This is a genomic window from Tildeniella sp. (genome assembly GCF_059505325.1).
Genome location: NZ_JCACKI010000001.1, coordinates 1 through 13,078, shown reverse-complemented (window position 1 = coordinate 13,078; position 13,078 = coordinate 1). Strand labels below are relative to the sequence as shown.

General features: G+C 50.3%; 11 protein-coding genes. 8 read left to right on the top strand and 3 right to left on the bottom strand.

Going from position 1 to position 13,078, the window contains the following annotated elements; translation table 11 throughout:
* Positions 1–726: 726 nt before the first annotated feature.
* Positions 727–1,167, top strand: coding sequence for a hypothetical protein (locus AC5JO6_RS00055; protein ID WP_496078992.1), 441 nt, complete (start codon positions 727–729; stop codon positions 1,165–1,167).
* A 40-nt stretch (positions 1,168–1,207) separates the two neighbouring features.
* On the opposite strand, the gene AC5JO6_RS00050 is transcribed toward AC5JO6_RS00055, so the two are convergent.
* The gene (locus AC5JO6_RS00050; protein WP_496078991.1) at positions 1,208–4,828 is read right to left on the bottom strand and encodes a WD40 repeat domain-containing protein; all 3,621 of its coding nucleotides are present in this window, start codon (positions 4,826–4,828) and stop codon (positions 1,208–1,210) included.
* 337 nt (positions 4,829–5,165) lie between these two features.
* Between AC5JO6_RS00050 and AC5JO6_RS00045 the strand changes: the two genes are divergently transcribed.
* The 4 genes from AC5JO6_RS00045 (at position 5,166) to AC5JO6_RS00030 (ending at position 7,944) form a co-directional block, all read left to right on the top strand.
* Complete coding sequence (locus tag AC5JO6_RS00045; RefSeq protein WP_496078990.1) at positions 5,166–5,807, top strand: hypothetical protein; 642 nt, start codon at positions 5,166–5,168, stop codon at positions 5,805–5,807.
* Positions 5,808–6,077: 270 nt separating this feature from the next.
* Positions 6,078–6,734: a PTPA-CTERM sorting domain-containing protein gene (locus tag AC5JO6_RS00040; RefSeq protein ID WP_496078989.1), complete on the top strand. Its 657-nt coding sequence runs from the start codon at positions 6,078–6,080 to the stop codon at positions 6,732–6,734.
* A 194-nt stretch (positions 6,735–6,928) separates the two neighbouring features.
* A complete protein-coding gene (locus tag AC5JO6_RS00035) occupies positions 6,929–7,264 on the top strand; it encodes an S-layer protein (RefSeq protein ID WP_496078988.1) in 336 nt (111 codons plus the stop codon).
* A gap of 230 nt (positions 7,265–7,494) precedes the next feature.
* Entirely contained in the window at positions 7,495–7,944 is a 450-nt protein-coding gene (locus AC5JO6_RS00030) for a DUF2127 domain-containing protein (protein ID WP_496078987.1), read from the top strand.
* A gap of 10 nt (positions 7,945–7,954) precedes the next feature.
* On the opposite strand, the gene AC5JO6_RS00025 is transcribed toward AC5JO6_RS00030, so the two are convergent.
* On the bottom strand, positions 7,955–8,554 hold the full coding sequence (locus AC5JO6_RS00025; protein WP_496078986.1) for a Uma2 family endonuclease: 600 nt from the start codon (positions 8,552–8,554) through the stop codon (positions 7,955–7,957).
* Between the two features lie 55 nt (positions 8,555–8,609).
* Positions 8,610–10,448, bottom strand: coding sequence for a threonine--tRNA ligase (gene thrS, locus AC5JO6_RS00020; protein ID WP_496078985.1), 1,839 nt, complete (start codon positions 10,446–10,448; stop codon positions 8,610–8,612).
* Positions 10,449–10,725: 277 nt separating this feature from the next.
* Here thrS and AC5JO6_RS00015 point away from each other — a divergent pair, with 277 nt between their 5' ends.
* From AC5JO6_RS00015 to AC5JO6_RS00005, 3 genes are all read left to right on the top strand, one after another.
* Positions 10,726–11,055 (top strand): DUF2605 domain-containing protein, encoded by a 330-nt coding sequence (locus AC5JO6_RS00015; RefSeq protein ID WP_496078984.1) that lies wholly within the window; start codon positions 10,726–10,728, stop codon positions 11,053–11,055.
* Positions 11,056–11,230: 175 nt separating this feature from the next.
* Positions 11,231–11,563 (top strand): DUF2973 domain-containing protein, encoded by a 333-nt coding sequence (locus AC5JO6_RS00010; RefSeq protein WP_496079125.1) that lies wholly within the window; start codon positions 11,231–11,233, stop codon positions 11,561–11,563.
* Positions 11,564–11,675: 112 nt separating this feature from the next.
* Positions 11,676–13,019: a YcjF family protein gene (locus AC5JO6_RS00005; RefSeq protein ID WP_496078983.1), complete on the top strand. Its 1,344-nt coding sequence runs from the start codon at positions 11,676–11,678 to the stop codon at positions 13,017–13,019.
* Positions 13,020–13,078 lie beyond the last annotated feature (59 nt).

Sequence of the window (13,078 nt, the reverse complement as noted above, 5' to 3'; positions counted from 1 at the left end):
CCAGAAACGCGCCTCTGGATTGTAACGACCTGTACTATGAAATTGGGAGAGATCGTACCTGGTTACGCGAGTTGATTGTTTCTCAAACCTCGAAAGTTTAGCTAAAAGGCTCACCAGCGATCGCATCTGACCAGTCATCTTTCAACTATGCCCCCACCAATAACTGGAAGCGGCATGATTATTAATAGACTGAAACGTAATTGGGCGATCCTCTTGTAGAGACTCTCCGCGAACGCGCTTTAATTGGCTGTCATTTGAAGAGACTGCAAAACGACGATCGGAGCTACGAAACAATGTCCTGGGTCTAGGAAATCGCTATTGAGGTCTGTAAAGCGATCACTGAGGTTCGCATAACGATTGCTGAGGTTAACGAGACAGTTGTTGAGGTTCGCACAACGACTGTTGAGGCTCACGAAACGGTTACTGAAGCCCCCAAAACGATTTCAAGGGTTTGGGAAACGATTGTTGAGGTACAGAAACCAATGATTTGGGTCTACGGCACAGTGATCGAGACGTAGAGATCGATGATTGAGGGCTAGGAAACGACTATTGAGGGCTGGGAAACGACTATTGAATCCTTAACCGGAGGAATTTACGGAAGCAGACAGCGATCGTCGGCTGCAAATTCAACTAAATTACAAACTTTTACGGATCTCGTAGAAATTAACACCGGGCTAGAGTAACTCCATCATCAGTCCAACATCTAGCCACTGAAGACCACTCACTATGACCTACCAAAAACGGCGTTCTGCCACTCTGGAAAAAGCACAGTCACGCTTAAGCGGGCTGCAATCGGTTCATTTCACCATCAATCTAGGCAATGGGTTAACGCTACAAGACTACGCTGCTTTGATTGCCACCGCAGACACCCAGTTGCAGACTCACAATCTTGCCCTTGCAGAAGCCGATCGCACCCGCATTGAATTTGCCGAAACCGAAGCCGCCTTAACCGCTCTGTCATCACGTCTTTTGAGTGCAGTGGTGGCGATGTATGGCAAAAACAGTAAGGAATACGAAATGGCAGGTGGGAAGCCGCCAAGTACATACAAACGCTCCAAGAAACAAGCTTCAACCACAAGCTCAACCGCTGCTCAGAATGGAGATACTGCCTCTACCAATGGAGCCATAACGAACGGTGCCACAACAGCAGCGCCTTTACCGCATTAGCAGTTGGTAACGCAGCCACTCCTTTAGCCGCGATCGCCTCTCACGCGAGTAGTTCACACGACTCGATCGCACCTAATGCCTGAAGGGTAACGTTCTGTGCGTCTGTCAAGCCTGTTGCCCCTGCAATGAGAGTGCCTTCGTAGGGTCGGGGACAGCGCAATGTTTTTAAGTGGGTTCCCGTCTCAAGATGCCACGCCTTGATGGTTTCATCCTGGCTACTGCTCAAGAGAATGCCGTTTTGGGGATCCTGTGCGAGTGACCAGACCCAGCTTTGGTGTTGCTGGAGCGTAGTTATACAGCCGCCTGTCGTGAGATTCCAGCGCCGAATCGTTTTGTCAGCGCTGCTGCTGATCAGACTGGTGTTATCAGCATGGAACAGGAGTGATACCACCTGGCTTGTGTGTCCTTCAAACGTTCTGACGCACTGACCCGTTGCCACATCCCACAGCTTGACGGTGCGATCGTCGCCACCCGTTGCCAAGTAGCGGCTATCAGGACTGAACGCGACTGCCCAAACGCGATTCAGATGTGCCTTTAATGTGTTGAGACACTGCCCAGTTTTAGAATGCCACAGTTTGATCGTTTGTTCATAACCGCCGCTGGCTAACCACTGCCCGTCGGGGCTAAAAGCAACGGCTAAGACGGAACTGGTATGCTCTTTGAGTGTTTGCAAGCAATCGCCTGTAGCAACATCCCAGAGTTTGAGGGTGTGGTCGTAACTGGCACTGGCAAGTTGTTTGCCGTTGGGGTGAAAGGCGATCGCCCAGACCCAACTGGTATGCCCATGTAATGTCTTCAAGCACTGTCCGGTGTGCGGATTCCAGAGTTTGATGGTGCGATCGGCGCTGGCGCTGGCAAGCATCTGACCGTCTGCACTGGGCGCATGGGCTAGTGGTGCAAAGGTAATCGAGAAGATGCGTCCGGCATGTCCACGCAAAACACGAAAGGGCTGCGGGTTTGATGTTGGGTTCAAAGTTTGCGGATGAAAATCCCAGAGCTTGATAGTTTGGTCTTCGTGTCCACTGGCAAGCAGATTTTGGCTCGTGCCGAGGACGTTCCCGCCAGGGTTTGTCAGGCAAATCGTATAAATGGAGTTGCTGTGCCCCTGCAAGGTTTTAGTGCATTGCCCTGTTTGTAGATCCCAAAGGCGGGCTGTGTAGTCTTCGCCGCCACTGGCAAGCAGCGGTTGAGTGGGATGGAAGGCAACCGACCAAACAAAATTCGTATGTTTCTGAAGCGTTTGCAGACAGTGTTGGGAGGCAACGCACCAGAGCTTGAGGGTTTGATCATAGCTGCTGCTTGCCAGGGTTTTACCATCGGCTCTGAACGCAACAGCCGTGACGGGTTTGTGATGACCGCTTAAGGTCGCTAGACAGTTGCCTGTAGTCACATCCCAGAGTTTCAACGTTTGGTCATCGCTACCACTAACGAGCTGTTGTCCATCGGGACTGATGGCGATCGCTCTAACCCAGTGTTGATGTCCCGTCAGCGTTTGCACACACAGTCCACTTGCAATCTGCCAGCGCCGGATTACATTATCTTCTCCCGCACTGAAGAGGGTTTTGCCATCGGGATGAAACACGACACTCCAAACACAGGCAGCATGACCATACAGCGTTTGCACACACTGCCCAGTCGCAACGTTCCACAGACGAATGGTTTGATCGCCGCTGGTACTGGCAAGCCACTGACCGTCGGGGCTGAAGGCGACAGCGGTAGCGATGCCGATGTGTCCCTCCAGTAGTTTGAGGCATTGCCCCGTGTTGCTATCCCACAACCGCACTTGATGATCCTGACCGCAACTCGCCAGCAACGGCTGTGAAGGACTGTAGGCAACGCTCCACACCCAGCTATTGTGCCCAGTGCAAAGGGCAAGTTGTTTGCCGTGCGTCAGACTCCAGAGCTGGATGCTGCCGTTGGTGTCGCTGGTTGCCAGTTGACGACCATCCGCACTGAAAGCAACGGACGTGACCCCGCCAAACGTAGACGCAAAGGCGCAGTTGACGAACTCAGCCTCGGTAAAATTCACCTGATGCAAATTGACATCTTGCAGGTATGCCTGCCGAATGCTCAAGCAGGAGAAGTCGTAGCCTGTGAGATCGGTTTCTAATTGGCGACATAGGTTTAGCAAATTGCCTGCACCGTAATTTGGCTGCTGGGCACAGTGGGTTCGCAGGTATGCTAACAGGCGACTCAGTTTAAGCTCTAGTTGCTTGGGTGAGCCGAGTTGTGTTAGCAGGCGATCGATGAGTGGTTTCAGAATGACTCGCATCTGACTATCGCGGATGTAATCTTTTACCTGAGCTTTGATGAGCGCATGGCTAAGAAAGACCTGTGGCTGCTCGGTCACAATTTCATTGGTAACCTGTTCAAGCAATGATTCGGTCACAGATTCCATCACGACTGGTTGCTGGGTAAAGCCGATCGCGCTGCTTTCAATCAAACTCCGCCAGCGTAAGGATTCCATCACTGCCATCAGCGTTGATTTGGGCAACTCAGACACCAAATCTGCCTGAAGATCTGCAAGGGTGACGGGTTCACGATTGATGGCAAGCCAGTGCATGACCGCTTGCTCTAGCGGTGACAGGCGATCGCATTGCTGCTGAAGCAAGTGACCAATGCCATTAAAGGCAACCGTATTTTGCTCCAGAAAGGGGGCAATGTGACCTGCAAACAAGTTTTGAATTGAGGTGGCTGCCATCTTCAGCGCCAGTGGGTTCCCCCGATAGTGAGCAATCAACAGTTCCCGATCGTCGATGGCACCGTGCAAGCCTTTGGCATCCAGAATGTGTTGTCCTGCCGCAACATCCAAACCGACGAGCGGCAAAGTTCGCACAGGCAGACGATCGCCCTCCATTGTGCCGACTTCCTGCGGCTTTTCTCGGCTCGTCAGCACCAAGCAACTCTGATGCGCGATTTCACCGACGCGCTTGAGCAGCTCGCCATACGTCTCATAGCCTTCGCGGTACGTTCCAGCACACTTGCCGCCTTGCAACACCGCTTCAACGTTATCGAGAATGATGAGACAGCGCGATCGCTTCAGCAGTTCGATCAGGTGAGAAAGCTTGCCGCCCAAGCTATCTGGCAAAGCGGTGTCTTGCTGTTGGGCAAAAAACTGAATCAGCGTGGTCAGCAGTTCGTCAAGCGGGGGTGCATCCCGCAGCGATCGCCAGATCACGCATGCAAATTCACTTTGGATCTCCTCTGCTAGTTTGACTGAGAGCGAGGTTTTGCCCATGCCGCCCATGCCAAGCAGCGTGACCAGTCGGCAACGGTCTTGCACAAGCCAGTGCTTGAGGGTAGCGCGTTCTTGGGTGCGTCCATAGAAGATGGAAACGTCGATCGCGTCGCCCCAATCGGTTCGCTTTTGGCTTGCTTCCTTGTTCTCTGTCCTCTGTCCCCTGGTTACGACTGTCGCGGTTCGCTGCAAGACACCGCGAAAATTGAGCTTGGTAATCTTTTCACCCGAAGCCGTTGAGAGCGATCGCCAGAGTTCAGACCCAACATCTTTAATGTAACCAGGGTCGTAGCCAGAGCTGTGGGCAATTTCCATATACGACTGCCCTTCCCAGGACTGCCGGAACACGAGTTCTTGAATTTTAGTGAGTCTTGCCTGCTTCAAAACTTTTTCTACGAGAGCGATCGCGTCTTCAGAATTCATGGTGAGATTCCACAGGGAAGTAGATTGACTGAGCTAGCCGCCTCTACTCACCTTTACGCCCACTGATTAGTATTTCCGCACAGATAATTATGAAGCTCAGCTTTATGCGGGAACTTTTAGTATCAAAGTTGCGTAAATTTACGCCCGATCCGACCTTGATCCGACCTTTTCCGACCGTCAAAGCCCTTACACACAAGATAAGCTTTGTTCAAAAGAAATTCCAGCACCGTTGAGTCAGGCTGACATTGCAGAGACTCAGTGAGCCGCGATCGCATTTTAGGGTACTACCAAGCTAATCCCAGACACCGTTACAGCATATCGAAGGATAGTTAAACCCATGACACAAGAAGCACCCGCCAATCTCAACATCAGTTCAGATTCACTCAGCACCGATTCAAAACCCTGGTGGCAGTTATTACTCATGTCTCCCGTTTTAGTTGCCCTGATTGCCAGTGGCATTCCATCAATTAGTAACCTCATCACCGCTTTCAAAGCAGGAGTTTCGCCTGAAAAAGCGCCTCTAGCAAGACAACAGGAAAACCTATGGGAGAAGAATGCTCACTGTCTTGTTTCTGGCAAGCACAGCCAGATTACGACCTCTGAGAAAGTCAGAATTGATGTGTTGACCTGCCCGTCTGGCGACATTTTGCTCACCAGAGCGCTCGATTCACAAGAACCGCAACGGCAGTGGATTGCTTTTGCTACTGCCTCAAACACTGCATTTACTGACATCTTAATGCCAAGGGCAAACGCTGCAACGTCAACAACTGCAACACTAACGAAGGTGAACCAAACAGTACCATCAACGCAATTAGCCCAGGCTGGAACGGTTATTTGCACCAAGATTTTAGGAGAAGGTCGCTTGCTGCAACGGCTCCGCAATTCCAACGGTCAATGCGTTGATGAGGTGATCAATACTTTCACAGGAGATCTTGTCAGTCGCACTCCTGGCTCTTGCAGTAGTAATTGCGAACAATAGTTCTTGAAAGTTAAGTATGGTGCGATCGCCTTTTCCATACCAAAGAAACGATCGCGTTCAACCCCTCCTCTAACTGGCAAGATGCCGACCTTGATCCGACCTTTTCCTGACCTTTCACCGATGTATTTAAGGCAACTCAGTAGTTACTCTAGAAGCAACAGAGTGCAAACGGCTACCACCACAACGACTGAATCTTTGCCAGCTTGACGATCCACTGCCAAACAAGGGTCTCTACCATTCACCACTACCCTCTTTGGAGTTCTTCAGTTCATGTTTAGCATTAAACAGTTTTCACTTTCTGCTGCAACGATCGGCATCGCAACCAGTACGGTCTGTACTGTGTTGGGGACTTCAAATCCTGCTAATGCACTCAGCATAGTAGATTCCGTCAATGCCGACAAATCACCTGCGGAAAGAGTGAGTTGGGGTGCTAGTGAAGTTGGCTGGTCTTATACCCCCACCTTTTCTTACGATCTGAGCGGAATTAACACAAAATTTGGTGCTAGGTCCGTTGGGTCAAAAACTGTAACGGTTGAGGTATATGACAAAGCCCCAACAACAGGCGGCACATTGCTACGGTCAGCAAGTTTTACATCTCTCGCAAATGCATTTTCAGGAGGAACATTTACCGCTCTAAGCCTGCTGGCAGGTGAGGATTATTTCATTGGCTTCCGCGACGTTGATGGATTAGATGTCAATGTCACACAAGATGCAGGAGTTGTCTCCCTACCCTACCGATTCGGGTCTTCTGGTTCTTATGAAACTGCTTTTTCAGGTAGCTTTTTTGTAACACAACCAATCCTACAATTTGTGGGTGAGGTGCCCACTGCTATTCCCACTCCTGCTTTGTTACCGGGCTTAATTGGGCTAGGGTTGGGTATTCTGCGTCAGCGCAAGGCTCAAGCGGCAGCAGTTTCAGAAGAGTAGCAAGCATAAAACATAATCGCGATCGCTCCTGCATCAACAAAAGGGGCGATCGCTTTTCTATTTCTATACACGTATAACTGTTGAGGTGTTCCTGCAAATCTAGCTTATCTCTGCAACAATAGTCTTATGGTTACACTGGCGATGGGGCTACCTCTACAGCCAAGGCTCAATCAATCCTTCTCAGCGGCTTTCCGATGAAATCTAAATCTTTGATGAGAGCGACAGTATTAGCGATCGCCAGCTTAGCCATTCCCTTAGCCACGATCGCATCCCCGTCAAGTCAGCAGCGTAATGCGATCGCTCAAGCTCAGGCTGAACCGACAGCAAGACAGATCCTCGAAGCCTGCGTCCAGAACCGAGCCGACACGCTACCCAATCCGTTTGTCGATGTTCCTGCAAACCATTGGGCGTTCAAGGCGGTTTTGACGATGCATTACTGTGGGGCGTACCGTCAGGCAACACCACCTAGCCTGATTGAAAAACTGACAGACCAACAGTCTCCTGCACAAACATCGCCATTGGCGCAATAAAACGCAAGGCTCTTTTTACCAGAGTCCAAGCGTTAGGGCGTGTATGCTTGGTTGAGAAAACAATTGCTTAGGATCGTGGATTAAATCATCTGTGTAGGTTGGGTTGAGCTTTGGCAAACCCAACGCTCCGGAGGTGTTGGGTTACCCTGCGGGAAGCAAGCTACGTGCCTCAACCAACCTACAAAAATCGGTGCTACTTAATTCTCATTCCTTAGCCGAAGAGAAGAGAGATGCTGACGAAGCGCCCTTTTGGATTGCTTGCGATCGTTTTTTATAAAGCATTTGTCGCGTCGCTTTTAGCCGTTACGTCTCTTGCACTGCTGTTAGCTTTAAAGAACTACGACAGCCTGTCAGCTTTTGCTGATGCTTATACGCTCGAAGGCAAGAGTCAAATCATTAATTGGGTTTTAGATAAAATCTTAAACTTGAATCCAAGAACCCTGGAATTTAGCGGTATTGGTGCAGGCGTTTATGCCCTTTTGACGGCGATCGAAGCAGTGGGCTTGTGGTATGAAAAACGCTGGGCGCACATTCTCGTCTTAGTACTAGTTGGAACCAGTATTCCACTCGAAGTTTATGAATTAGCTAATGGTTTCACAGTGCTTAAAGCGATCGTCTTTGCAGTGAATATCGTTGTCTTCTGGTACTTATTGAGTCATCCCAACTATAAAAGCTCATGATCAGTAGCGATTAGCTGTACTGAGATTGACGTAGCATCGAAATAAAGCTTTTGACGGCTTGGGGTTGCTCTTGAGGGGTGACGTATCGAGCCAGTAAAGCAATATCCAAATCTGGAAGAAATTGGCTACGACTGGCAACAGTGAGACTATCCCCTCTCAAGTCATAGAGAACAAGCTGGTTATTCTGCCAGAGTAAAACCTCCGGAATCTCCAATCCTTTATAAACATCTAATTTATCCAATCCACCACTGGTCAGAATGACTTCGATCGCAAGATCAGGAATGTCCTTTAACGAACCAATGCAGTAACATTCGTCAGGTTCTAGTCCTCTGGCTTTTGCCTCTTTACGAAACGTAGTAGAGCCGTAGCCGTGCAGAGGAATGTCTAATTCTTCAGCGTATCGCTCTAGCAAGCGAGCAATGACCTTCTTGAGCATTTCGTGTTCAGAGGAGGGCATTAGTAACTCTAATCCGCCTTCAAGGTAGGTCATTCGCAGCCCTGGAAAATCTCCTAGCGTTGCCAAAAGATTCTCATATTGCTGCCAGCTTACGCCAAACAAGACGACTTGTTGATCGGTTTGCTGAATGAGCGGCTCAATAAGGTAAGCCATACGCGAATGCCTTGAGGGTTTGCTTTCGTCTGATCCTAACGACTGACGCACAAAATTAGAAGGTGATATGGTTTTGGTTTGCCAACTTCAGCCGCTCTAGAACCGCATCGACTGAAATTGCGCCCAGTTCACCAGAGGCACGAGTACGGATACTAAGCGCATTGGCTTCGACTTCCTTTGCACCGACGACTGCCATCACGGGGATTTTGTCTTTTTCAGCGTTGCGAATCAGTTTGCCGAGACGATCGCCGCTTGTATCGACCTCTGCCCGCACATCGATCGCCAACATTTGACTGACCACCTCTTTTGCAAACGGAAGCTGCTCTTCACTCACCGCCAGCAGACGCACCTGGATGGGAGCCAACCACACCGGAAAATCGCCTGCGTATTCTTCAATCAGAATCCCAATGAGCCGTTCGAGAGAACCAAAGGGCGCACGGTGAATCATGACAGGACGTTTACGGGTGCCATCTTCGGCTACGTACTCCAGGTCAAAGCGTTCGGGTAGGTTGTAATCGACCTGGACGGTGCCCAGTTGCCATTCGCGATCGAGCGCATCATTAAACATAAAATCCAGCTTTGGACCGTAGAATGCCGCTTCGCCAATGCCTTCAAAGTGCTCCATACCAATCTTTTCGACCGCTTGACGGATGGCACTTTGGGCTTTTTCCCACGCCTCATCAGAGCCAATGTACTTATCAGAGTCAGGGTCACGAAAGCTCAGACGTGCCCGAAACGAATTGCCCAGTTGCAATGCCTGAAACACCGACTGAATCAGATCCACCACCTTAAGAAATTCGTCCTCAAGCTGCTCTGGAGTGACAAATAAATGAGCATCATCTTGCGTAAAGCCGCGCACCCGCGTTAAGCCACCCAGTTCGCCCGACTGCTCATAGCGGTAAACAGTGCCAAACTCTGCCAATCGCATGGGCAGTTCCCGATACGATCGCAGTTCGCTTTTATAAATCTGAATATGAAAGGGGCAGTTCATCGGCTTGAGCACAAAGCCTTGCTCCAATGCTGCTGACTCTGCATCCTCTGCCATGAGCGGAAACATATCTTCCTTATATTTTTGCCAGTGTCCGGAGGTCTTGAACAGATCGACACGGGAAATATTAGGAGTCACGACGGGCAAGTAGCCCCGTTTGAGTTGTTCTTTTTGCAGAAATTCTTGGAGGGTCGATCGCAGCACCGTTCCTTTCGGTGTCCACAATGGCAAACCGGGTCCAACCAGATCTGAAAAGATGAAAAGTCCCAGTTCTTTGCCTAGCTTGCGGTGATCGCGCCGGAGTGCCTCTTCTTTGCGCCGCTTGTATTCCGCCAACTGTTCGGGCGTTTCCCAGGCAGTGCCATAGATGCGCTGGAGTTGGGCTTTAGTTTCATCGCCGCGCCAGTAAGCGCCAGCCACACTTTCTAGCTCGATCGCGTCTGGCTTCAAATCGGCAGTGTTCTCTACATGCGGACCCGCGCACAAATCCCACCACTGGTCGCCCAGGTGATAAAGCGTGATTGGCTCTTCTAGCCCTTCCAAAATTTCAAGTTTGTAGGGTTCGTTGATTGCCTGAATGCGGCGCTTTGCCTCGTCCCGGCTCACTTCTTCCCGAATCACAGGCAGCTTGCGGTTGATGATCTTCGTCATCTCCTTTTTAATCGCCTTCAGATCCTTCTCAGTAAATGGCTCTGGACTGTCGAAGTCGTAGTAGAAGCCGTTTTCGATCCAGGGTCCGATCGTCACCTGCGCTTTGGGGAACAACTTCTGCACCGCCATTGCCATCACATGAGAAACGGTATGGCGAATCTTTTGCAGCGGTACCGATTCGCTGGTGCGAGGCAAATGAATTTTTTCGGGCAGATCGTCGTCGGGGGAGGCGGAGAACGGCATAGGAGATGGCATCGAGACAATAGACACTAGAGGGCGAGCAGCAGACGGACAAGCGTCGCACATCAATCAAAGCATGATCGGAATGCAGCAAACTCTAGACAGATCTAGTCTAAAGTCCGGTGCTGCAAGTCCACATCGCTAGCTAAGACTACAACCTCTATCTTACTGAATCTTATTGATCCCCTCTTAGGGCTGATGATTTTGCGTTACTTAAATCTATGTAAAGAAGGGTTGCGAACCTGAGAAAGCGCTAAAATGGGAAGATGGATACAATAAGTCAGTTTTAGTAATGTTTGATTCCAATTCATCCAACTCAGACTTGCTCCGATCGATCCTGGAGCCGCTGTTAGAAGACTTTCAGTACTGGTTCGACCGATCACAACTGCTCTTAGAAACAGAAACGCTCTCTTTTTTGAGCGCTGAGAAACGTGCGGAACTGCTGGCACGAGTCGCCATAGCACAACGAGAAGTGAGCACGGCACAGATGCTTCTTAAAGCAACTGATGGGCAGGTTGGCGTTGAGACAGCCGTGATGAAACCCTGGCACGATCTCGTAGCAGAATGTTGGCAAGTCGCTGTACGCTTTCGGCTTCAAGAGTCCGGCGAGAAGCAACTGTAACTGACCGTAGAGCTGAGCCACATTTGAGCTGCTAAGTAGCATCATGAAGTGACGCTCTGATTCACGTCTGCTGGTTTGGTTGAGCGATCGTTGAGTACCTGAAATTTTAAGCATCCATAAAAACGCACTGATGTAGCCCTTACTTAAGGCTGCTAATCCTGAGGAAACCCCTATGATCCTACATTTGCTTTACATTATTGCCTTTACAACGCTTGCTTTCCTTGCGGTCGGAAACTTGATTCGGAATTTGATGACTCTGGGTGTAGAATCGCAGCGCAGTCAAGCGCCTAGAAACTGGGCAATGGGTGATCCGCAGGCAGCAGGAGCAGGACGGTTGCGGATGGTACCGCATCCAGAACTCCTGGACACAGCCGGGAATGTGATCAACGAGCCGCTTCTAGTCATGCGATCGATGAGCGTCGAAGATGCACGCGAACAGCTAGATGCCCTCTACGAATCTTCACCAGGGGCAAATGCGTCAGGCGGCGATCGTCGTGACGAGACCTGATCGGTGGCAGCGTTCTAGATCTGCTTGACTGCCATGTCAATCATTGGGTGGTGTACCCACACACAATTTGGAATTATTGTAAGGATGTACACCTACTCATTGTTAGACATTCATGTCTGAGCCATCTGAGGTACAGCCTTCAGACGTTTCCCACAAGCCGCATGAAGAAACTGCGATCGTTTCTGTTGAACCGACCAGCGAAAACATCGATCGTAAATCGTCTGCGCTAGAAGCGTGGGGCACCTTGAATGAACAGTTGGGCGGCTGGAAGCGATTCGCTCCTGTTCAGTGGCTTACAACGACGCTAACATCCTGGTTTAGCGTTAGCGAGGCTGAGGTCGTTGAGATTTTAGAGCAGGTACGGTCAGAATTGCCGACGACCGAAGCGCTCATGGTGGGCAAACCACAAGCGGGAAAAAGCTCGATCGTTCGTGGTCTTACTGGAGTTTCAGCCGAAATCGTGGGTCAGGGTTTTCGACCCCATACGCAGCACACACAGCGCTATAGCTATCCGACCAACGACCTGCCGCTACTCATCTTTACTGATACAGTTGGTCTAGGCGATGTGTCTCAAGAAACAGGGGCGATCGTGCAAGAACTCGTGAGCGAACTCCAACCTGATGAGAACCGCCGCGCCAGAGTGCTCATTCTCACTGTTAAGATTAACGATTTTGCGACTGATACTCTGCGTCAGATTGCCAGCCAACTTCGCAAGCAGCATCCCGAAGTACCTTGCCTGCTGGCTGTAACCTCTCTCCACGAGCTTTATCCAGCCGCGCTGAGTGATCATCCTGCTTACCCACCGGATGTTGAAGCAGTCAGCCGAGCCTTTACTGCTGTGCAGGAATCGTTTAAAGGTTTGTACGATCGCGCCGTGATGATTGACTTCACCCTAGAAGAAGATGAATTTAACCCAACGTTCTACGGTTTAGAGCCATTAGTCAACGCACTGGCAGATTTATTGCCCGAAGCGGAGGCTCGCACCATGCATCAACTTCTAAATGACGGTGCCGGAGAGCAACTGGGCAACCTTTATCGGGATGCAGGTCGCCGTTACATTTTACCGTTTGCAATCATGGCAGCAACACTTGCCGCTGTCCCGTTGCCTTTTGCCACAATGCCCGTACTGACGGCGTTACAAGTTTCCTTAGTCGGTCTTTTAGGGCAACTTTACGGACAAACACTGTCTCCGTCACAAGCGGGTGGAGTCGTCAGCGCGATCGGGGGTGGTTTTTTGGCACAGGCGATCGGGCGTGAGCTGATCAAATTCATCCCTGGCTTTGGTAGCGTCATTGCCGCATCATGGGCAGGTGCTTACACTTGGGCACTCGGCGAAGCTGCCTGCGTGTACTTTGGTGACCTGATGGGTGGTAAAAAACCTGACCCAAGACGGATTCAGCAAGCGATGAACGAATCCTTTACAGCCGCGAAAGAGCGCTTTAAGCAGAAAAGCTAAGCAGGCTATCAGCTATCAGCTATCAGCTATCAGCTATCAGCTATCAGCTATCAGCTATC